The sequence below is a fragment of the Brucella pseudogrignonensis genome, from assembly GCF_032190615.1.
Lineage (GTDB): Bacteria > Pseudomonadota > Alphaproteobacteria > Rhizobiales > Rhizobiaceae > Brucella > Brucella pseudogrignonensis_B.
This window is the reverse complement of sequence record NZ_JAVLAT010000001.1, coordinates 780,240-800,750: the sequence shown is the minus strand read 5'-3', so window position 1 is coordinate 800,750 and position 20,511 is coordinate 780,240. Positions and strand designations below refer to the sequence as shown.

The following is a 20,511-nucleotide window of genomic DNA, read 5'->3' as shown; positions in this document are numbered from 1 at the left end:
GGTATCGGCTTGCGGTCTGTGCTTGTATCGTCCGGTACAAGCTTTATATGCATCAGGCAAACGGAAAACGGAGATCGGCTTCGTTTCGCACATGAACCGGCAGGATAGTTATGAGCCAGCACAACGGCAATGCAGACCGCGTGGGCGCACAAGGTGGCATGGAGCATTCATTCGGCTTCAAATCGGTCGATGAAAGCGAAAAGCAGGGGCTGGTCAACGAGGTTTTCCATAAAGTCGCCAAGCGTTATGATGTGATGAATGATCTGATGTCGGGTGGCCTGCATCGTGTCTGGAAGGATGCGATGATCGGCTGGCTGGCACCGTCCAAGCGTCCGGGCTTCAAGTCGCTCGATGTGGCGGGCGGAACGGGTGATATTGCTTTCCGTATTTTAGAAGCCTCTAACCGTCAGGCGCATGTCACCATTCTCGACATTAACGGCTCGATGCTGGGCGTCGGTCGTGAACGTGCGATTAAGAAGGGCTTGGCTGACAATCTCGAATTTGTTGAAGCGAGTGCAGAAGAACTGCCCTTTGAAGATGCAAGCTTTGATGCCTACACGATTTCATTCGGTATCCGTAATGTACCGCATATCGACAAGGCGCTGTCCGAAGCCTATCGCGTGTTGAAGCCAGGCGGTCGCTTCCTGTGCCTTGAATTCTCTGAGGTCGAAATGCCATTGCTTGATAAGATTTATGATCAGTGGTCGTTTAATGCCATTCCTCAGATCGGAAAGATGATCACGGGGGATGCTGATTCTTACAGCTATCTTGTGGAATCGATCCGTAAATTCCCCAAGCAGGAAGATTTTGCGCGCATGATCCGCGAGGCGGGTTTCGAGCGTGTGAGCTATCGCAATTTTACCGGCGGTATTGCAGCCCTTCATTCTGGCTGGAAGCTCTGAGATCAGTATGAGCAATATTTCTGCGGCTTTGAGATTGATGCGTGCTGGCTGGATCATGGCACGTGAAGGCGTGCTGAGTTCACTGCCTGTGGATGATGCGGCTGGATTGCCAGCGTTAGGACATAAGGCTGCGAAGCTTCTGGCGCGCAAACGTGCGAAAGATGCGCCGCGCTCCGAGCGCATTTCGAGGGCGATGAACAAGCTTGGGCCGTCCTATGTGAAGCTGGGTCAGTTTCTTGCAACCCGTCCTGATATTGTCGGTAAAGATGTTGCTGCTGATCTGGAGCTTTTGCAGGATAGGCTTGATTTCTTTCCGCAGGCAGAAGCTGTAGCAGCGGTTGAGAGTTCTCTTGGTCGTAAAATTGATGACCTCTATGTGAACTTTGACGCACCAATTGCTGCCGCATCCATGGCGCAGGTGCATCCAGCCTATGTAATGAAAGACGGCGCGCCACATAAGGTTGCGGTGAAGGTTATTCGCCCCGGCGTACGCCAGCGTTTTGCACGTGATCTTGAAAGCTTCTTCATGGTCGCTCGCATGCAGGAGCGGCATATACCCTTTACGCGGCGCTTGCGTCCGGTTGAGATGGTGGAAACGCTGCATCAGACCACGCGTATCGAAATGGATCTGCGGCTCGAAGCGGCAGCACTGTCCGAGATTGCAGAAAATATCAAGGACGATGAAGGCTTCCGCGTTCCTAACGTGGACTGGGAACGCACGGGCCGCGATGTTCTGACGCTTGAATGGATCGACGGCATTAAAATGTCCGACATTGAAGGGTTAAGAACCGCTGGCTTTGATCTAAAGAAACTCGCTGAAACCCTGATTCAGTCTTTCCTGCGCCATACGCTGCGCGACGGTTTTTTTCACGCGGACATGCATCCGGGTAATCTCTTTGTTGATCCACAAGGTATGATTGTTGCAGTGGATTTCGGCATTACCGGGCGGCTTAACAAAGATCAGCGCCGCTTTCTGGCAGAAATTCTCTATGGCTTCATTAAGCGTGATTATTTGCGTGTGGCGGAAGTACATTTTGAAGCCGGTTACGTGCCGCACACGCACGACGTGGCGAGCTTCGCACAGGCAATCCGCGCCATTGGCGAACCAATCCACGGTCAGCCAGCCGAAACCATCTCGATGGCAAAGTTGCTGACGCTGCTGTTTGAAGTAACCGAGCTGTTTGACATGGAAACGCGGCCTGAGCTTTTGATGCTTCAGAAGACCATGGTGGTGGTGGAAGGTGTTTCGCGTACGCTCGATCCGCATTTCAACATGTGGAAAGCTGCAGAGCCGGTTGTCGGCGGCTGGATTCGCAAGAATCTCGGACCGCAGGGCATGTTGCTTGATGCAAAAGATAGTGCTTATGCGCTGCTACATTTCGCCCGTAAAACGCCTGAAATGGTTGCACGAATGGATCGTGCCACGGCTGCAATGGATGCGATGGCCGTCAAGGGTTTGCATTTTGATGCAGAGACAGCGGAAGCCATTGGCAGGGCGGAAGCGCGCCATACCCGCTGGGGCCGCATCGCACAGATCGTGATTGCAATATCACTGGCTGCGATTGCAATTAAACTGTATATCGAGCTTTAACTCAACATTTAGTTGATTATCTAATGGGATAGTGATTTCATTGATTGCACCAGAAAACATACGGTGCAATCAAATGGCCAGTATTACCATTCGCAATCTTGATGACGCAGCCAAAGAACGGCTGCGTGTGCGTGCCGCTCAAAACGGGCGCTCTATGGAAGAAGAAGCGCGGCTTCTACTTGGCGGTTTTGAAGAGGCAAAGCCAATAGCTCCGGCTTCATCACCAATTGCCGGTTCATTGCGCGATAAGCGTATTCTTCTCATCATCAGTGGTGGGATCGCGGCTTATAAAGCACCGGACCTTATCCGCCGTCTGCGTGAGAGGGGCGCGCATGTGCGTCCGCTGATGACGGCGGCAGCTCAGGAATTCGTAACACCGCTGACCATTGGTGCAGTTGCTGCCGATCATGTTTTCACTGATCTTTTCTCACGCGAAGACGAGCAGGATGTTGGCCACATTCGCCTTGCGCGTGATGCTGATTTGATTGTGGTTGCACCGGCAACCGCTGGCCTGATGGCCAAAATGGCCAATGGACTCGCTGACGATCTCGCGAGTGCCGTACTTCTGGCACGCAAAATTCCGGTGTTGCTTGCGCCTGCAATGAATCCTGCCATGTGGGATAATCCGGCAACCAAGCGCAATCGTGTGACACTTGAAAAAGATGGTGTACATTTCATTGGCCCTGAAAAGGGTGAGATGGCGGAAAGTGGAGAGGCGGGCACAGGCCGCATGAGCGAACCGCTCGCAATTGTTGCAGCCATTGAAAGCTTGCTCACACCACAGGCAAAGCCGCTTGTGGGTAAAGTGATCGTCATGACATCCGGGCCGACACACGAGCCGATTGACCCGGTGCGCTATATTGCCAATCGTTCATCGGGCAAGCAGGGCCATGCCATCGCTACGGCCCTAGCACATCTGGGCGCAACTGTGCATCTGGTTTCCGGTCCGGTCATCATCCCCGATCCTGAAGGGGTCAATGTCATCCATGTTGAAACCGCGCGGGAAATGCAGGCAGCGGTCGAAAGCCGCCTTCCGGCTGATGCAGCTGTGATGGTTGCTGCCGTTGCCGACTGGCGCACCGCCAATGCAGCGGATCAGAAGATCAAGAAGCAACCGGGCGAGGGTGCACCAACGCTCAGTATGGTTGAAAATCCGGATATTCTGGCCGGTGTTGGGCATAGTGAGAAGCGTCCCGGCCTTGTAATAGGCTTTGCCGCGGAAACACAGGACGTCCTCGCCAATGCTACTCGCAAGCTCGACAAGAAAGGTGCCGACTGGATCGTTGCCAATGATGTGTCTGGCGATGTGATGGGCGGCGATCGCAATCGTGTGCGTATCTTAAGTCATTCTGGCATCGAAGAATGGCCGGAAATGAGCAAGGAGCAAGTTGCTGAAAAGCTTGCAGAAAAAATTGCGAGCGTTCTTCTCGCAATAAAAAGCTGAATTTTCTAAGCGGGCATGTCACATTCCGGTGCAGCTATCTCGTCCTGTTGATGAGCGACCATTATGGATCGATATCAAGGAGAAGAGATCATGGAACAAAGACTTGCCCCTTACACTTTCGCACCGCAGATCATGCAGGCAATGGTGGAGCTGGAAAAGCGTGTTGCTGCATCAGGGCTTGAATATAGCCTTTATGAGCTGGTGAAAATCCGCGCTTCGCAGATCAATGGCTGCGCCTATTGCATCTATATGCATACGGCTGATGCGCGGAAGGCTGGCGAAACCGAAGAGCGTCTCTATCTGGTTGCTGCATGGCGTGAATCACCGCTTTATACCGCGCGGGAGCGGGCGGCACTTGGCTGGACCGAGGCGCTGACACTCGTGGCACAGACGGGCGCACCGGATAAGGATTTTGATGCTTTGAAAGCGCATTTCTCAGATGAAGAGATCGTCAATTTGACTATGCTGATTACCACCATCAATGCATGGAACCGCATTGCGGTCGGCCTGCGTCTCGTTCATCCGGTTAAAACCGATGCCGCTGCCGCTTGAGTCACATATCAATGATGCGGGTGTGTTCGAGACCTTGCGGCCTCGGCTCATCCGCATTGCCTATCGAATGGTGGGCACCCATGCCGAAGCCGAAGACATTGTGCAGGATGCATGGTTGCGCTGGAGTGCTGCGGATCGGGAGATCATCCGCGAGCCGAAGGCATGGCTTACGCGCGTGGTCAGCCGCCTTGCGCTCGACCATCTGAAATCTGCCCGTGTGCGGCGCGAGACCTATCCCGGTACATGGTTGCCTGAACCGCTCGTCGAGACTTATGAAGATCGCAGCGATGACATCACTTTGACATTGATGTTGGCGCTTGATCGCCTGTCGCCGCTGGAGCGTGCGGCATTTCTTTTGCATGACGTGTTCGATATGGGCTTTGACGAGGTTGGGCGTGTGCTTGGTCGCGATGCTGTAGCCTGTCGTCAACTGGCGAGCCGCGCGCGCAGCCATGTTCGACAGGAGAAGTCGCGTTTCAACGTGCCTGAGGATCGTGGACGCACGATTGCAGAAGCTTTCTTTCAGGCATCCCGAAGCGGGGATATGACGGCGTTGAAAGGCCTTCTGGCGGAAGATGTTGTGATGTATTCCGACGGTGGTGGTATCCGCAATGCTGCGCTCAACCCGATATACGGGCGCGAAAAGATTATGCGGCTTTATGAAGGGATCGCTCGAAAGGCTTTCGGCAAGGTGCCTGCCGTCAATCATTTTGCGCTGTTTGATGGCTTGCCCGGCCATATGAGTCTTGAGGCTGATGGCCTGCCGCAAGTGGCTGCGATAGAGATCGAAGACGAATTGATCCGTACAGTCTATCTCATCCGAAACCCGCAGAAGCTGACGCATCTGCGGATGGATGAATTGATCAGGCCTTGTCGCGAACCTGATAGTCTTTGATCGTGGCAAAGCGGATCGCCTTCCAACGCTCGGCTTCGTAGTTGAGCGAGAAGCCGTTTTGCGCGAGAAATACCGGATCATTATCAAGATCATGCGCGATGTCGGCGCGATGCGAGGCAATGAAGCGGTCGAGTTCAGCCGGATCATCTGCTGAAATCCAGCGGCAAATCGAGAAGCGTGACATTTCAAAGCCGACCGGCAGTGAATATTCGATCTTGAGGCGTTCAGTCAGAACGTCGATCTGGAGAGCGCCGACAACGCCGACAATCGCTGGAGAACCATCATCCGGCACGAAGAGCTGTACGACGCCTTCTTCTGCCATCTGTTGAAGCGCTTCGCGCAGCTTTTTGGCCTTCATTGCATCATCAAGACGGACGCGGCGCAGGATTTCCGGCGCGAAGTTTGGCACGCCACGGAACAGAATGTCTTCGCCCTCCGTCAGCGTATCACCAATACGCAATGTACCATGGTTCGGGATGCCGACAACGTCACCCGCAAAAGCTTCATCGGCAATCTGACGAGAACGCGCAAAGAAGAACTGTGGTGCAGACAAGCTCATTGGCTTGCCGGTGCGGACCAACTTTGCCTTCATGCCGCGCGACAGTGTGCCTGAGCAGACGCGCAGGAAGGCAATACGGTCGCGATGGTTCGGGTCCATATTGGCCTGAATCTTGAACACGAAGCCAGTCATTTTGTTTTCTGTCGCACCGACCATGCGGCTGTCCGCCTGTTGGTCGCGTGGGCTTGGGCCAAAATCACAGAAGGCTTCGATCAGATCGCGCACGCCGTAGTTTTTGAGTGCCGAGCCGAAATAAACTGGTGTCATATGGCCTTCGCGGAAAGATGCGAGGTCAAACGGGCGGCAGACGCCCTGCGCCAGTTCCAGACTGTCGATCCATGCCTGACGTTCGTTTTCTGGCAGAAGCTTTGCTGCTTCTTCGGGGCCGCTCACTTTGGTGGGCTTTTCTTCCGAATCCTTCTGGCGCACCGTGTTGTTGCGCAGATCATAGGTGCCAGCAAAGCTTTTGCCTGAGCCGATTGGCCAGGTGATAGGGGCAGTATCAAGCGCCAGCTTTTCTTCGATCTCATCAAGGATTTCGAGCGGATCGCGGGCTTCGCGGTCCATCTTGTTGACGAAGGTCACGATTGGAATATCGCGCATACGGCAAACTTCAAAGAGCTTCAGCGTGCGTGGCTCAATACCTTTCGCGGCGTCGATAACCATGACGGCAGAATCCACGGCTGTCAGCGTGCGATAGGTATCGTCCGCAAAGTCTTCGTGGCCCGGTGTATCGAGCAGGTTGAAGATGCAATCCTTATATTCAAACGTCATCACGGAAGTGACGACGGAGATACCGCGATCGCGTTCGATGTTCATCCAGTCGGAACGTGTCTGGATGCGATCTTTCTTGGCCTTCACTTCCCCGGCCAGCTGAATGGCGCCACCGAACAGCAGCAGCTTTTCTGTGAGTGTGGTTTTACCGGCGTCAGGGTGCGCGATGATCGCGAAGGTGCGGCGCTTTGAAACTGGATGGTCTTGAGCGGACATAAAAGAAACTCGTAATTGCGAAAGGTTGGGCTGCGCAAAACGCGCGCCGCGAAGATGTTGCGCTGCATCTAGCAGTCATTGGGCAAAAGGTCGAGTTGAAATGAAAAAAGCGGCGTGTGAACGCCGCTTTGTGTCGCTTGAGAGCCTGTATCAGCGCTTGATGCCAAGGCCGAAGGCAATGAACGACCAGCCTTGGAAGATCAGATCGATTGCCAGAAACAAGCCCAGAATGAAGAGGCTGTTGACAGGCCACTGCATGGCAATAACGAGACCGGCGAGAGTGGTGATAACACCAGCCGCAACGATCCAGCCCCAGCCAGCCGCCGGTTTTGACTTGAAGCCCATCCAGATACGGAAAACGCCCGCACCAATCAGCGCTGCTGCCAAAAAGATAGTAAAGACGCTGGCGGCAAGAAATGGATTGGTGAATGCGACAATACCCGCAGCTGCATAAAGCAGGCCGCTCAGTAGCCAGAAGAAGAAACCGCCCCATGTTTTGACGCCGAATGCGTGAATGATTTCGATGATACCTGCGACCAGCATCATGATACCGACATAGTAAACTGAAACCACGGTAGCGAGCACAAGATTGCCGAACGCAATGCCACCCAGAATCAGTAGCGCTACGCCAAGAGCGACGAACCAGCCCCATTTCGTTGTGACTTCTGTCGGAAGATTAGACCGGTTAAAATTACTTTGCGTTGTTGCCATGAGATGTCCCTCTGATTGCAAGTCCCGCAGCTAATATAAAGTAGATCGCAGATTTGACCAGCGAACTCTATAAGTTTGGTTTATTTGGTAAATGAGTGTTGGCGGATCGGGCTTTCCACTATATCTCTAGTGTGGTGGGTTTGAAGTCCCTATCATTTGTGTTGCATTCGCGTTTAGGAACTTCAAATCCGTAAACCACACTAGATTCAAAATTTTACTCGTATGGCTTAGAATCCGAAATTCGCTCCGAGAATTGCTTGAAAGTGATACGAGTTTCGGGTTCGCCATACCAGGCTGTCGCAGTGCGTTTGAGGATAAGGTCGGTTCATGTTTGATATTCTTTCACATTATTGGCCGCATATCCTCGCAGTCCTGTCGATCATTCTTGGTGCAATCGCCGCCATTCACGCCACTATGACGAAAGATGAAGTCCGCACGGCGCTTGGCTGGGTCGGTATCATCGTGCTGTCGCCTATTGTTGGAGCAGTGGTTTATGGTCTGGCTGGTGTTAACCGCATCAGACGAAATACGCTCGAGCATCAACGCGAAAATCTGGGCAATATAGCTCTGTATCATCTGTCTCATTTCGATACCACCAATGACCGGGTGCGCGCAGCTTTTGGCCGACAGTTCGGCGCGATGAAAATTCTCGGCGACACTGTCAGCCTTTATGATTTTACCAGCGGCAACAATATACAAATGCTGCAAACGGGCGACGAAGCCTATGATCAAATGCTGGAAGCCATTGCGAAGGCTGAACGCAGCATTATGCTCGAAACCTATATTTTTGATCGCGATGCGATTGGGCAGAAATTTGCCGATGCTCTGGAAGCAGCAGTTAAGCGTGGCGTTGAAGTGCGCGTGCTGGTCGATGCAGTGGGTGCACGTTATTCCATTCCGAGCATTGTCGGCTTGTTGAAGGAAAAAGGTATTATTGTTGATGTCTTCAACGGTAATATCATCATGGGTCTGCGCTTGCCCTATGCCAATTTGCGCACACACCGAAAGATCCTGATCGTTGATGGCAAGCTCGCTTTTACCGGCGGTATGAACATTCGCGGCGCTTTTGTGAGGGCGATTGCGGGTGACGAGGTGGCTTTCGATACGCATTTTCATATCGAAGGCCCAGCAGTTGCCGATCTGTTTCATGTGGCGTCTGAAGACTGGCGCTTTGCAACGGGCGAGCTTTTGGCGGGGGATGCGTGGAGCATCGTTGCACCCAATGACCCCCCAGGAACGGGTAAGCTCATCCGTGTGGTTGGTTCGGGGCCGGATAAGAATATCGAGACCAACCACCGTATGATGATGGGCGCGTTTTCAATTGCACAGGAGCATATCCTGATCATGTCGCCTTATCTGCTTCCGGACCGTGAATTTATCAGTGCCCTAGTCACAGCCGCACGGCGTGGTGTTTCAGTCGACTTGGTTATTCCGGGTGTCAACAATCTTAAGTTGGTGGATCGCGCCATGCGCGCGCAGTTCGATCAATTGCTCAAAGGCGGTTGCCGCATTTGGCGTGCCGGAGGAGCGTTTAATCACTCGAAGCTGATGACTATCGATGGGGCATGGTCTTATGTCGGCTCATCGAATCTGGATGCGCGTTCGCTTCGACTGAACTTCGAGATTGATCTTGAAATTCTTGATCGTGACGTGGCCCTGCAGGTGGAAGAACGCATCGGCAAGGCAATCGAAACAAGTCGTGAAGTCAATCTCACACGGCTTAAAAATCGCCCATTCCATGAGCGGCTGATTGACCGGATTATCTGGCTTGGAACGCCTTATCTTTAGTTTTCTACAGTGGAATTACTTGTCAGCAGCGATGGATTGAACTCTTCCAAAAGCTTCGAAGCCGTTTTGAGATCAAGATGGGCCTTAATCGGTAAATGATCGGACGCCATACGCGCGAGCGGCGTGTTGTGCACTTCGACAGCTGTTACCAGATTATGCGGTGTGCCGAGAACGCGATCCAGCGCGAAGATCGGAAAGCGTGACGGAAAACTCGGCACTGCGGTCGCGACATGGTTGAAGGTTGGCATGAGTGAAGCCAGCGAGGAACGCTTGCCGATGCGCCATTCGTTAAGATCGCCAATCAGCAAGGTTGGCAGCGTGTCGGCTTCTTCCAAGGCAGAAAGGATGCTTTCGGCCTGTTGTTGACGCGAGCGTTTCAAGAGCCCCAGATGGGCGGCGATGACGCGCAAAGGACCAGAGGAAAACTGCAAGTCCGCGACAAGCGCGCCGCGTGGCTCAACGCCGGGCAGTGCAAGCTGACGGACATTGCGCACAACTCCTTCGCGAAATAGCAATATATTTCCGTGCCAGCCATGGCCTTTGGGCATGGTTGACGTGATCGGCACCGGGACGAGACCGTGGCGCTTTTCCAAAAGACCGAGATCAAGCAGACCAGAGCGTTCGCCAAAGCGTTTGTCTGCTTCTTGTAGCGCGATCACATCGGCATCAATCTCACTGATAACATCGGCGGTACGCTGCGGATCAAAGACCTTATCCACTCCAATGCATTTATGCACATTATACGACGCAATCGTAATATCGCCTTCTGGCGTATCGGGGTGATGGGGTCGGAAGCCGGGCCGGTTACGGATTGCAGTCAATATTTTGCTAGAAATCCGCCCCGGTGTTTTCTTCTTCTGCACGCGCTGCTGCCTCGCATTATGATTTGAAGAGTATTGTTATTCTTAAATAGGGCATTTTGCAGTTTGAACAGTATTTATATTCTATCTTGTGATGAAGCGAATGATCCGATCCGTCAGGCCAGCATAGGGCGGCTTGATCAAATCCGTTGAGGCTGGTGTATATTTGGTTAAAACTGGCATGGCTTTCGAGAACGTCAAAAAGCCATCGCGTCCGTGATACTGCCCCATGCCGCTATGCCCAACCCCGCCAAAGGGCAGGTCGCCACAGGCAAAGTGATAAAGCGTGTCATTGATGCAGACGCCACCGGCCACGACTTGCGAAAGCACGGTTTCAATTTCTGCCAAGTTATCGCTGAAGCAATAAAGCGCCAATGGCCGCTCATGGTTTGATATAACGGCAATTGCCTCATCAATTGAGCGATAGCTGATGATGGGCAATAGCGGACCGAAAATTTCTTCATTCATAATCGCGCTGGTCGGGGCTGGTTCAAGAATAAGCGTCGGCGTCATCAGCCGCGACCGGCTCTCTATTGCTGCTTCATTCAATAAAGGTGTGACGGCTTCGCTTTTGTCTTTTGCATCATCAAGCAATCCAACAAGACGTGAATGCTGCATGTCATTGATGATTGTGGTGCGGTCCGCTTGCGCCGTTTCGCCACCATAGCGCTTTTGTGTTTCGGCGCGCAGCAAGTCTACAAAATTATCGCGTTTGCTGTGATGGATCAGCACATAATCGGGTGCAATACAGGTCTGACCAGAATTGAAATATTTGCCAGTCGCAATAGATGCCGCAGCACGTTTGAGATTGGTGCTTTCACTGACGATGGCTGGCGACTTGCCGCCAAGCTCTAGGGTGACGGGCGTGAGATTTTCAGCGGCTGCCTTCATGATCTTGCGCCCCACAGCTGTTGAGCCTGTGAAGAACAGATGATCAAAGGGCAGGGCGGAAAAGGCAGCTGACAATTCTGCATCACCCAGAATGACCGTTGCCCTATCCTCTGGGAAAACATCCGCTATAAGCTTGCGCAGAAACTCGGATGTATTCGGTGTGTGCTCCGAAGGTTTCAGAAAAATGTGGTTTCCGGCGGCGATCGCCGCAACAAGCGGCGTAAGTGCCAAATTGACCGGATAATTCCAAGGCGAAATAATGCCAACAACACCGAGCGGCACAAAACGCAGTTCTGCCTTCGCGGGCCAAAGCTTCCAACCAGCCTTGCGGCGCTGAGGCTTCATCCAGCGTTTAAGATGATGCAAAGTGTGGTCGATTTCTGCGAAAACGACACTGGCTTCGCCCAACAATGTTTCATGAATGGAACGATTGCCAAAATCGGCATTGATCGCTTTTGCCATATCCTCAAGGCGTTCGTGCAGCAGCTTACGCAAAAGACGCAGATCATCGACACGCTGCTCATAGGAGGGACGGTCGTCGAGCCAGCTTTGCCTTAAACGCTGAAAGGTCGGGCGAAGCTTGGTATCAGCGCTCATAGGCAAAATTCTCGGTTGATCGGGCAAAGAGGAATTGTGCTGCATAATATGTGCTGAGTACCCAAAAGCCAGCCAATGGGATTGGCGTGTGAAAACGGTTAAAGGCTAGCAAAGTGTCGCTTGCCATGAAGAAAAGGCCACCCGCGGCTGCAAGCCATGCGCTGTAGCGCGGTGTGGTTTCGGGCGGCATGGATATTGCGCGGCTGAAAGCCTGAGCCGCCATAACTCCCAGCGCAATCGCATAGATAACAACCGGGATTTTCATCGCATTTGGTAAGCTGGTCCACAGGCCCGCGATAATCATTATTGCAAAAATGGCAAAGATTACAAAGATAGGCTTTTTATCAGCGAATTTGGTATTGCGAGACAGTCCATAGATATAGATGCAATGGGTAATCAAAAAGCAGATTAGGCCTGCAAGAAAATAATCGCCGGGCAGCATCAGAAAAAAGTCTCCTGCCGCTGCAAACAAAAGACCAAAAGAAATCGTGAATCCGTAGCTTTTCGTGATCAGGCGCGGGGCTGCCAGAATAGCGCAGATCAACAGCAATGTTGCGGTTGGTTTCGTGAGATAATAAAGCCAGCGCCAGAAAGTGGAATCATCATTCTGGCCTAGAAGACTGCTGAAAATCGCGCAGGCAGCACAGATGAAAAACAGTTTGAAAAACACAGCATGATGCTCAAAATCGAACAGTTTCTTGTGTCGCATTTTGCTCCCCCAGTGCTTTTGTCAGGCCATTTCCCTAGTTATTTTCCGGCCTTTTAAGTTGCTTACTGCTCGATTTTCTTTTCTGTCTCACGCCGACGTTTGCGACCCATGCGTTCGGCTCGTGTCGAGAGCTCGCTGTTCCCTTCCAGATCGGATTGCAAAATGAGACCATGTTCTTTGAGCCAGCGAATGATCTCGCCGAACTCAAGATCATAGGTGGGTTGTGCCATCTGATTTGGTCCTCAATTTGCAATCGACTTCAGGCAGGATGCGCGGAGTTGTTGCATGTGGCAAGGCCCAAAGCTTTGCGATGCAGGAAAGCTTGGCGGGTTAACGTTTTATTAACCATTCGCTTTCACTATAAGGGCATAACTGTTGCGGTGACTGCGGATGTACCAGCACTGTCGACAGAGAAAAAAGGCCGGGCAATTTGCCGGCCTTTTTTGTTTTTACTGTATTAGGCTTTTTAAGCCATGTGCGACGGACCTGCGCTTGGAGCGCCTTGCGATTCCGATTTGCCTTCGCCCCAGTTGCGAGGCTTATATTCGGTCGTCTGGCATCCCGCTGTGGCCAAAGCGATTGCTGCGATTGCGATGAGTGAGAATACCCGCTTCTTCATGCTTCATTTCCTTAATTTGCCTGAATTCATCAGACCGCTCTATTGGCCAACTGTTGATTTTTGGTTTCATTTTTGAACTGAGCGTTTCAGCTCACGCTTATGTGTTTTGAAGGTCAGCCGCGGGAATATTTAGGTAACAAAAAAGCCCGCGCAAGCGGGCTTTTTGGGGTGCTTCTGGACCTTGGTAGTGGTCTGAAGACTTGGAAATGGTGCCCAGAAGAGGACTCGAACCTCCACGCCCTTGCGAGCGCCAGCACCTGAAGCTGGTGCGTCTACCAATTCCGCCATCTGGGCGACGAGGACCGATCTAAGGGGTCAGCCTGCTTCTGTCAATCGTGATTTCATACTTCCATCAGCTTTTTTTCACATTGCGGATTGAAGCAATCAAAAAGGCCGGGAAACGCAGATCGGGCGCGGGGCGTTAGAGCTTCCGCGCCCGAAAAATCCTTATGCAGAAAGCACTTCCTTGGAAGCGACAGTCGAATCGGCATTCAGCTTGTAGATGATCGGAACGCCAGTATTGAGTTCCTGCTTGAGAATTTCTTCCGGTGTCAGGCCATCAAGCGCCATGATGAGCGCGCGCAGTGAGTTGCCGTGTGCCGCAACCAGAATGGTTTCGCCACGCAGAACGTGTGGCTGGATGGTGTGCAGGTAATAAGGCCAGACGCGCGCGCCAGTGTCTTTCAGGCTTTCGCCACCCGGAGGAGGGACGTCGTATGAACGGCGCCAGATGTGAACCTGCTCTTCACCCCATTTTTCGCGCGCATCGTCCTTGTTGAGACCGGACAGATCGCCATAGTCGCGTTCGTTCAAAGCCTGATCGCGGATAGTTTCAAGATCGGACTGGCCGAGTTCGTCGAGGATGTGCTGGCACGTGACCTGCGCGCGCGAAAGGCCCGATGTATAAGCAAGGTCGAACTTAAGACCAGCGGCCTTTAGGCGCTGACCAGCAGCCTTGGCTTCAGCATGGCCCTGTTCGGTGAGGCCCGGATCGCGCCAGCCGGTAAACAGGTTCTTGAGGTTCCATTCGCTTTGGCCGTGGCGGACCAGGACGAGGGTACGAGACATCGCAGCACTCCGTTGGGATAAAATAAGTTAGTCGTTAAGTCCAAGAACATTGAGCATGGAATAAAGGCCGGGCTTTTTGCCATGCGCCCAAAGCGCTGCTTTCACAGCGCCACGGGCAAAGATTGAACGATCCTGCGCATGATGGGAGAGCGTGATGCGCTCGCCTTCGCCAGCCAGAATGACGTCATGGTCGCCAATGACAGAACCGCCGCGCAATGTTGCAAAGCCGATAGTGCCTTGCTCACGCGGGCCGGTATGCCCATCGCGCACACGCACGCTGTTCTGCTCAAGATTGATTGCACGGCCGAGGGCTGCGGCTTCACCAAGCAGAAGCGCTGTGCCCGATGGCGCATCGACCTTGTGCTTGTGGTGCATTTCGAGAATTTCAATGTCGAAGTCTTCAGGGCCAAGGGCTTGAGCAGCCTTTTTCACGAGGCCAGACAGAAGATTGACACCAAGGCTCATATTGCCGGATTTGACGATTGTTGCGTGGCGGGCTGCCGCCAGAAGCTTTTCGTTGTCATCGTTCGAAAAGCCCGTTGTGCCAATGACATGCGCGATGCGCGCCTGAGCCGCGAGGCCCGCATAGTCAACGCTTGTGGCGGGCGTGGTAAAATCAAGAACACCCTGCGCTTTTGCAAAAACGGGCAGTGGGTCATCGGTGATTGCGACACCGAGATTGCCGACACCTGCGACTTCGCCAGCGTCTTTGCCTAGAAATGGCGAGCCGGGACGCGCAATGGCACCCGCGAGGCGAGCCCCATCAATAGCATGGATAGCGCGGATAAGCGCTTGTCCCATACGGCCATTCGCGCCAACAACCACCAATCCGATTTCAGCATTCTCAGCCAATGGACTTTTCCTCCGTGCCATTGTTCCCGATAAGCAATTCGTCTTTACCGCTCTGCAGTTCATAGAAACGGGCATAGACACCGTTGGGGATTTTAATCAGATCGCCATGGCGACCTTCTTCAACAACGTGGCCTGCTTCCATGACGACGATACGATCTGCGTTAACGACTGTTGAAAGTCGATGCGCGATCACGATGGTCGTGCGGTCATGCATGATGTGATCGAGCGCCTGCTGAACGCGCTTTTCAGACTCGTTATCGAGTGCCGAGGTTGCTTCATCGAGCAGCAGAACCGGCGCATTGCGCACAATTGCACGGGCAATCGACACGCGCTGACGCTGGCCGCCTGAAAGCGTTACGCCGTTTTCACCAACGGGCGTGTCATAGCCCTGTGGTTGTTGCAGAATGAACTCATGCGCGTTGGCAAGCTTGGCTGCTTCGATAATATCGTTCTGTGTCGCGTCCGGGCGTCCGTAGCGAATGTTATCGGCAATCGTGCCTTCAAACAGGTAAGGCTGCTGCGAGACATAGGCGACGGAATGGCGCAGCGAGTGTTTCGTGACTTTGGCAATATCCTGTCCGTCGAACAGAATTTTCCCATCCGTGACATCGTAGAAACGCTGCACAAGATTGATAAGTGTTGATTTACCAGCACCCGATGCGCCAACGATAGCGGTGGTCTCACCGGCTTTTGCGGTAAAGCTTATGCCGTGCAGAACAGGCACTTTATTTGCATAAGCAAAATGCACGTTCTGGAAGTCGATCTCGCCTGTACCAGCCTTTAGTTCTGTTGCGTCTGGTGCATCACCCTGATTGGGCTCGATATCCAGTACTTCATATATCATGCGCGCATTGACGAGTGCGCGTTCAAGGCCAACTTGCAGACGTGCCAGGCGGCGTGCAGGGTCATATGCCAGAAGCAGGGCTGTGATGAACGCGAACATCGAGCCGGGAGGCTGCTGGTTCAGAATTGCATTATAGCCGCTATAGGCCAAGACGCCCGCAATCGCGATACCAGCCAGAATTTCTGAAATAGGGGTGGTGCGTTCTGAAACGCGTGCAATCTTGTTGCTGCGGTTTTCGGTCTGATCAATGAGCAGATCGATTTTGCCACGAAGCTGCTCTTCCATTGTGAATGCTTTCACAATGGCGATGCCTTGAACAGATTCCTGCATCGCACCGAGCAGATGCGAGTTCAGATGCACCAGATCACGGGTAACGGTGCGGATGCGGCGTGAAATATATGCGACTGCCAGAACCAGTGGTGGACCAATCAGGAAGACCGCTGCTGACATATATGGGTCGGTATAAAACATCATGCCGACGAGACCGATCAGCGACACGAAATCGCGCGCGATCGAGGTTATGGTCATATTCAGAAGGTCACGGATGCCGTTGACGTTCTGGTTGATTTGCGCGGCCAGATGGCCAGAGCGCGTATCATTATAAAAATCCAGACCGAGCTTCATCAGATGGTCGAAAATGCGCTTTTGATAACGGGCGACCAGATTGTTGCCGATCTTCGCAAGCTCGACCGCCTGAATATAGCTCGACAGACCACGCATGATGAAAATGCTGAGGATCGCGCCGCAGATAATCCAGATGAGACCGATTTGCTGTTCATAGAAAATCTTGTCGATCATCGGCTTCATCATATAAGCCAGAGCAGCGTTTGAGCCACCCACGATCAGAGATGCGCAAATTGCAATCGCGTAGCTCGTTTTATACTGATGCACATTCTCCGACATCATGCGGCGAATGACGCGCGTGGCCTCGCTTGGGTCGATCTTCTTCTTTTTCTTTTTGAATAAGCTCACGGGCAAAGTGCTTTTTATCTGGCAGCCCAAGGCCGCAATAGGTGTCTGTTTGCAGCGCTTCTATAGCGTTATCTTTGTGGCTTGACCATGCCTGAGAATAAAAGCCCCATCAGTCAACGCGCCAGCGACGGCCTTTGGTGGCGACTTCAAACCGCGTCGGCGCGCGGGCAAATGCGGATAATCCGCTCAAAGCTGCGAGCGGGTGGACCACGACGCGTACCGGAATTTCGCGCATAAAATGGCTGTGTGGTGCCTTGTCTTCAAAGGCTGCGCGGAACGATCCGGCTTGCAGCGCAGATAAAATGCGCTGTGGAATGCCGCCAGAAAGATAGACGCCGCCATGCGCTTTGAAAACGAGCGCCAGATCGCCAGCAATGCGTCCCAGATAGGTTACGAAAAGTTCCAGCGTTTCGACAGCCTGTGCATTGCTGCGATTAAGGCCAGCTGCGGTAATCTCCGGCGGCGTATCAAGAACCGGCGTTACTTTGTCGGCAGCACAGATAGCCAGATAAAGATTGCGCAAGCCGCGTCCACACAGGATCTGTTCTGCTGCAACGCGGCCTTCAATCGTCTCGATATGCGGGAATACTTCATAATCGCGCGCGCTCCGTGGGCCAATATCGATATGACCGCCTTCGCCGGGGACTGGTACCCATGCCTTGCTGGTACGCACAAGCCCGGCAACGCCTAAGCCTGTGCCCGGGCCCAGAACAACGCGCGTAGCGACGATCTCTTCGTCATTGCCACCGATTTGATGCAAATAGTCTTTATCAATTGAGACTACGGCGAGCGCTTGTGCCTCAAAATCATTGAGAACGGTGACGTCTTCAAAGCCCAGATTGGCAATCATCTGCTTTGGGCGAACAACCCAATCGCAATTGGTGAGGTCAATTTCGTCGCCGTCGACCGGACCTGCAACCGCAAGAATTGCTGAGCGTGGGCGAATGGATGTGTGGTTGAGCACTGTTTGCTCTATTGCATCATCAATCGTTTCGTAATCAGCCGTTTGAACGACCGGAAATTCTTTTGGCTCTGCATGAGAATCAACAAGCAATGCGAAGCGCGCATTGGTGCCACCGATGTCGCCGACGAGGATGGGAAACTTAAAACTCTGGTCAGCGTTCATCATCATGTGCCTTGCTGTCTCGTTTATTATTATTATTTCCGGGCGATACCGGAGTGACGGATTAATCCAGCACTTCTATAAGTTTGTCTGCCGTTGCGGGGTTCAGTGCCATTGGAATGTCATAGACGCTGCCAAGGCGGGTCAACGCCTTCACGTCCACGTCATGTGGGAGTGGTGAAAGCGGGTCAATGAAGAAGAACAATGCCTGCACAGTGCCTTCTGCAATCATTGCGCCGATTTGCTGATCACCACCCAATGGACCGCTTTTAACACGCAGAATATTGAGTGAAGGACAGGCCTCCTGAATAAGTCCGCCTGTGGTGCCAGTCGCCACAATATCGTAGTGCGCCAAAGCTTTTTCGTGGTTGCGTGCGAAAGCAACCATCTCGTCCTTCTTCAGATCATGGGCAATCAGTGCAATGCGCAGACGTTCGGACATGAGAATGATAACCTTGTCATACGTTTTTTACGCACATCTTGATCCGAAATTGGCTCCCCACTTTCGGGATGTGCTCTAAGTTAAATCGTTTGAAAGCTATAGCGAAGCCATAAGCCAGTGAAAAGCTTGTTTTCTATTGCATGCTTTAATTGGCATTATAGATCACATCTGCGATAGAATCGGGTGAGGGACCGTTCAGCACCGCAGCGCAAGCCTTTGGGAGGTCTGAAACCATCACCGGCTTTGGCTTTTTGGGTGGCTCTTTGGATGGCTTTGCTGGCTTCCACGGCTCGTCCGTGAACCACCATGCAAGCGACTTATCGCAGCCATCGCCGCCTGTGACTTTCGGCTGCGGCGTGCAATCCGGTGATCCTGGCTGGCAATGCAGCCTCACGTGGAAATGATAGAAATGACCCCAATATGGGCGCACTTTTCCAAGCCACTTTCTATCGCCTGTCACTGTATCGCAAAGCTGTTTCTTGATGCCCGGATGAACGAAGATACGCTCAACCTCCGGGTAGCTGGCCGCATGTTTGATGAGTGCCGTGCGTGCTGGCGTCCATTTTTTTGGATCGACATAAAGTGAATCATTTTTAAGCATCGATACGGCAGACACGCTTTCGCGCTCGGCATCTGTAAAGCGCTTTTTTGGCATCGGCATCAGCCAGATGTCGGCATCAAGTCCGATCTGATGCGAGGCATGGCCTGTCAACATCGGACCACCACGCGGCTGCGAAATATCACCAACCAGAAGCCCCGACCAGCCGTCTTTTGCGGCGTCGCGGGAAAGCTTTTCCAGAAGCCCAATTGTGCGCGGGTGGCCCCAATTGCGGTTGCGCGACAAGCGCATAACCTGCCAGTTTGGACCATCAATCGGGAGCGCAACGCCACCGGACAGACAACCCTTGGCATAGAATCCAATGGATTGCGGCTCTTGCGCTACCACGGGAAGTTTTTTGCTACCGAATGCCTGTTTGGCGGGTGCATCCTGCGCAAAAGCTTGCGCAGCGAATTCCGGCGCAATCATTGCCGTAAGGCAGGTTGCAAGGACGAAACGCGACCAGAATTTGGAGAGAGATCTCTTAGCCATGGGCAGTTTCCAAATAAATATTGCTCGAATCATACGAACGGATAGCGCGAATTATGCTTCGCGTTGATAAAAACGGCAATTAATCACTTATTTTGTGCGTGTCGTTAGCAAAAATTAGGTCGCACTTTTACGCGATACACCTTAACGCCAATTGTCGTCTTGCCACATTTTAGTAAAGGCTGCTTTGTAATCGGGATATATAAATTCATAGCCCAACGCTTTGATACGCTGGTTGGAGACCCGTTTGTTTTCGCCGTAGAATGAGCGCGCCATCGGGCTCATCTCAGCTTCGTTAAACGGAACTTCCGGCGGCGGAACAACGCCCATCAGCTCGGCCGCATAGGTCACGACATCTTGTGGAGGTGCTGGTTCATTGTCGGTGATGTTGAATGCGCCGCCGGTATTGGTGCCTGCAAGAAAGCGCAATGATCCGGCAATATCGTCGACATGGATACGATTGAAGACCTGATCTTCCTTGATAACGCGGCGTGCGGTGCCCCGTTCAAGGTTGACGAAAGCATTGCGGCCGGGGCCGTAAATTCCTGACAGGCGCAAAAGAGCAACCGGCGTGCCGTGGCGCTCACTCAGCGCTTCCCATGCATCTTCTGCTTCAACGCGTTCAAGCGAACGTTGCGAACCGGGCTGGCGCTGTGCTGTCTCGTCAATCCAGTTGCCATCGAAATTGCCATAGACGCCGACCGTTGAGAGATAGCCGATCCAGCGAATAGTATTACCGGGGCGACGCAGCGCTTCTTCAACGATTGCAAGCGATGGATCAACATTGTCGCGCGGTGAAATCGAGATAACCACATGCGTTGATTTTGCGAGACGGTCGATCAATTCGGGAGACGCGGTATCACCGTCGAAAATGATCGGCGCGATGCCAAATTTTTCGAGAAGTGGGAAATTCTGTTCGTTGCGCGTGGTGCCGTCGATGCGCTCTGCCTCTCCGGTCATCAGGCGGGAAAAGGCTCTCGCAGAATAACCAGCTCCAAACAGAAAAACGCGCATT

At 52.8% G+C, this 20,511-nt stretch carries 20 protein-coding genes and 1 tRNA gene; 6 read left to right on the top strand and 15 right to left on the bottom strand.

Annotated features, from left to right (window positions below):
• Positions 1-110 precede the first annotated feature (110 nt).
• The 5 genes from ubiE to RI570_RS03885 all read left to right on the top strand — a co-directional run bounded on the left by ubiE (position 111) and on the right by RI570_RS03885 (position 5,384).
• Positions 111-902 (top strand): bifunctional demethylmenaquinone methyltransferase/2-methoxy-6-polyprenyl-1,4-benzoquinol methylase UbiE, encoded by a 792-nt coding sequence (gene ubiE, locus RI570_RS03905; RefSeq protein ID WP_313827082.1) that lies wholly within the window; start codon positions 111-113, stop codon positions 900-902.
• Positions 903-909: 7 nt separating this feature from the next.
• Positions 910-2,493: a 2-polyprenylphenol 6-hydroxylase gene (gene ubiB, locus RI570_RS03900; RefSeq protein ID WP_313827081.1), complete on the top strand. Its 1,584-nt coding sequence runs from the start codon at positions 910-912 to the stop codon at positions 2,491-2,493.
• 73 nt (positions 2,494-2,566) lie between these two features.
• Positions 2,567-3,937 (top strand): bifunctional phosphopantothenoylcysteine decarboxylase/phosphopantothenate--cysteine ligase CoaBC, encoded by a 1,371-nt coding sequence (coaBC, locus tag RI570_RS03895; RefSeq protein ID WP_313827079.1) that lies wholly within the window; start codon positions 2,567-2,569, stop codon positions 3,935-3,937.
• A gap of 90 nt (positions 3,938-4,027) precedes the next feature.
• Positions 4,028-4,489, top strand: a complete 462-nt coding sequence (locus tag RI570_RS03890) for a carboxymuconolactone decarboxylase family protein (RefSeq protein ID WP_313827077.1) — start codon at positions 4,028-4,030, stop codon at positions 4,487-4,489.
• Positions 4,473-5,384: a sigma-70 family RNA polymerase sigma factor gene (locus RI570_RS03885; RefSeq protein ID WP_313827075.1), complete on the top strand. Its 912-nt coding sequence runs from the start codon at positions 4,473-4,475 to the stop codon at positions 5,382-5,384. Before RI570_RS03890 ends, RI570_RS03885 begins: the two co-directional genes overlap by 17 nt.
• On the opposite strand, the gene RI570_RS03880 is transcribed toward RI570_RS03885, so the two are convergent.
• Positions 5,353-6,933 carry a peptide chain release factor 3 gene (locus RI570_RS03880; RefSeq protein WP_313827074.1) on the bottom strand — a complete coding sequence of 527 codons (1,581 nt, stop codon included), beginning with the start codon at positions 6,931-6,933 and terminating at the stop codon, positions 5,353-5,355. The genes RI570_RS03885 and RI570_RS03880 overlap by 32 nt on opposite strands.
• 150 nt (positions 6,934-7,083) lie before the next feature.
• A complete protein-coding gene (locus RI570_RS03875; RefSeq protein WP_313827073.1) occupies positions 7,084-7,644 on the bottom strand; it encodes an HdeD family acid-resistance protein in 561 nt (186 codons plus the stop codon).
• A 327-nt stretch (positions 7,645-7,971) separates the two neighbouring features.
• Between RI570_RS03875 and cls the strand changes: the two genes are divergently transcribed.
• A complete protein-coding gene (gene cls, locus RI570_RS03870) occupies positions 7,972-9,432 on the top strand; it encodes a cardiolipin synthase (protein WP_313827072.1) in 1,461 nt (486 codons plus the stop codon).
• Here cls and RI570_RS03865 read toward each other — a convergent pair.
• The 13 genes from RI570_RS03865 to RI570_RS03805 all read right to left on the bottom strand — a co-directional run bounded on the left by RI570_RS03865 (position 9,429) and on the right by RI570_RS03805 (position 20,510).
• On the bottom strand, positions 9,429-10,295 hold the full coding sequence (locus RI570_RS03865) for an endonuclease/exonuclease/phosphatase family protein (RefSeq protein ID WP_313827071.1): 867 nt from the start codon (positions 10,293-10,295) through the stop codon (positions 9,429-9,431). The two genes, cls and RI570_RS03865, sit on opposite strands and share 4 nt — an antisense overlap.
• A gap of 81 nt (positions 10,296-10,376) precedes the next feature.
• Positions 10,377-11,780: a coniferyl aldehyde dehydrogenase gene (locus tag RI570_RS03860; protein WP_313827070.1), complete on the bottom strand. Its 1,404-nt coding sequence runs from the start codon at positions 11,778-11,780 to the stop codon at positions 10,377-10,379.
• Positions 11,770-12,489 (bottom strand): lysoplasmalogenase, encoded by a 720-nt coding sequence (locus RI570_RS03855; protein WP_313827069.1) that lies wholly within the window; start codon positions 12,487-12,489, stop codon positions 11,770-11,772. Before RI570_RS03855 ends, RI570_RS03860 begins: the two co-directional genes overlap by 11 nt.
• Before the next feature lie 62 nt (positions 12,490-12,551).
• A complete protein-coding gene (locus RI570_RS03850) occupies positions 12,552-12,719 on the bottom strand; it encodes a hypothetical protein (RefSeq protein WP_313827068.1) in 168 nt (55 codons plus the stop codon).
• A gap of 236 nt (positions 12,720-12,955) precedes the next feature.
• A complete protein-coding gene (locus tag RI570_RS03845) occupies positions 12,956-13,108 on the bottom strand; it encodes a hypothetical protein (protein WP_313827066.1) in 153 nt (50 codons plus the stop codon).
• Positions 13,109-13,315: 207 nt separating this feature from the next.
• A tRNA-Leu gene (locus tag RI570_RS03840) sits at positions 13,316-13,402 on the bottom strand.
• Between the two features lie 153 nt (positions 13,403-13,555).
• On the bottom strand, positions 13,556-14,176 hold the full coding sequence (locus RI570_RS03835; protein ID WP_064321000.1) for a 2,3-bisphosphoglycerate-dependent phosphoglycerate mutase: 621 nt from the start codon (positions 14,174-14,176) through the stop codon (positions 13,556-13,558).
• A gap of 27 nt (positions 14,177-14,203) precedes the next feature.
• A complete protein-coding gene (gene dapB, locus RI570_RS03830) occupies positions 14,204-15,049 on the bottom strand; it encodes a 4-hydroxy-tetrahydrodipicolinate reductase (protein WP_313827064.1) in 846 nt (281 codons plus the stop codon).
• Entirely contained in the window at positions 15,021-16,844 is a 1,824-nt protein-coding gene (locus RI570_RS03825) for an ABC transporter ATP-binding protein (protein WP_313827063.1), read from the bottom strand. The genes dapB and RI570_RS03825 overlap by 29 nt, the downstream gene beginning before the upstream one ends.
• A 109-nt stretch (positions 16,845-16,953) precedes the next feature.
• A complete protein-coding gene (locus RI570_RS03820; protein ID WP_313828541.1) occupies positions 16,954-17,973 on the bottom strand; it encodes a glucokinase in 1,020 nt (339 codons plus the stop codon).
• Between the two features lie 58 nt (positions 17,974-18,031).
• Positions 18,032-18,409, bottom strand: coding sequence for a methylglyoxal synthase (locus RI570_RS03815; RefSeq protein WP_313827061.1), 378 nt, complete (start codon positions 18,407-18,409; stop codon positions 18,032-18,034).
• A 145-nt stretch (positions 18,410-18,554) separates the two neighbouring features.
• Positions 18,555-19,499, bottom strand: coding sequence for a penicillin-insensitive murein endopeptidase (mepA, locus tag RI570_RS03810; protein WP_313827059.1), 945 nt, complete (start codon positions 19,497-19,499; stop codon positions 18,555-18,557).
• A gap of 141 nt (positions 19,500-19,640) precedes the next feature.
• Entirely contained in the window at positions 19,641-20,510 is an 870-nt protein-coding gene (locus tag RI570_RS03805; protein WP_313827057.1) for an SDR family oxidoreductase, read from the bottom strand.
• Position 20,511 lies beyond the last annotated feature (1 nt).

Excerpts from the sequence above, each read along its gene's own strand:
- RI570_RS03855 (WP_313827069.1), bottom strand. The coding sequence starts at position 12,489 with ATGCGACACAAGAAACTGTTCGATTTTGAGCATCATGCTGTGTTTTTC.
- RI570_RS03835 (WP_064321000.1), bottom strand. The coding sequence starts at position 14,176 with ATGTCTCGTACCCTCGTCCTGGTCCGCCACGGCCAAAGCGAATGGAAC.
- RI570_RS03880 (WP_313827074.1), bottom strand. The coding sequence starts at position 6,933 with ATGTCCGCTCAAGACCATCCAGTTTCAAAGCGCCGCACCTTCGCGATC.
- RI570_RS03820 (WP_313828541.1), bottom strand. The coding sequence starts at position 17,973 with ATGATGAACGCTGACCAGAGTTTTAAGTTTCCCATCCTCGTCGGCGAC.
- RI570_RS03850 (WP_313827068.1), bottom strand. The coding sequence starts at position 12,719 with ATGGCACAACCCACCTATGATCTTGAGTTCGGCGAGATCATTCGCTGG.
- RI570_RS03805 (WP_313827057.1), bottom strand. The coding sequence starts at position 20,510 with ATGCGCGTTTTTCTGTTTGGAGCTGGTTATTCTGCGAGAGCCTTTTCC.
- RI570_RS03875 (WP_313827073.1), bottom strand. The coding sequence starts at position 7,644 with ATGGCAACAACGCAAAGTAATTTTAACCGGTCTAATCTTCCGACAGAA.
- RI570_RS03815 (WP_313827061.1), bottom strand. The coding sequence starts at position 18,409 with ATGTCCGAACGTCTGCGCATTGCACTGATTGCCCATGATCTGAAGAAG.
- coaBC (WP_313827079.1), top strand. The coding sequence starts at position 2,567 with ATGGCCAGTATTACCATTCGCAATCTTGATGACGCAGCCAAAGAACGG.
- cls (WP_313827072.1), top strand. The coding sequence starts at position 7,972 with ATGTTTGATATTCTTTCACATTATTGGCCGCATATCCTCGCAGTCCTG.
- dapB (WP_313827064.1), bottom strand. The coding sequence starts at position 15,049 with ATGGCACGGAGGAAAAGTCCATTGGCTGAGAATGCTGAAATCGGATTG.
- RI570_RS03890 (WP_313827077.1), top strand. The coding sequence starts at position 4,028 with ATGGAACAAAGACTTGCCCCTTACACTTTCGCACCGCAGATCATGCAG.
- RI570_RS03860 (WP_313827070.1), bottom strand. The coding sequence starts at position 11,780 with ATGAGCGCTGATACCAAGCTTCGCCCGACCTTTCAGCGTTTAAGGCAA.
- RI570_RS03885 (WP_313827075.1), top strand. The coding sequence starts at position 4,473 with ATGCCGCTGCCGCTTGAGTCACATATCAATGATGCGGGTGTGTTCGAG.
- mepA (WP_313827059.1), bottom strand. The coding sequence starts at position 19,499 with ATGGCTAAGAGATCTCTCTCCAAATTCTGGTCGCGTTTCGTCCTTGCA.
- ubiB (WP_313827081.1), top strand. The coding sequence starts at position 910 with ATGAGCAATATTTCTGCGGCTTTGAGATTGATGCGTGCTGGCTGGATC.
- ubiE (WP_313827082.1), top strand. The coding sequence starts at position 111 with ATGAGCCAGCACAACGGCAATGCAGACCGCGTGGGCGCACAAGGTGGC.
- RI570_RS03845 (WP_313827066.1), bottom strand. The coding sequence starts at position 13,108 with ATGAAGAAGCGGGTATTCTCACTCATCGCAATCGCAGCAATCGCTTTG.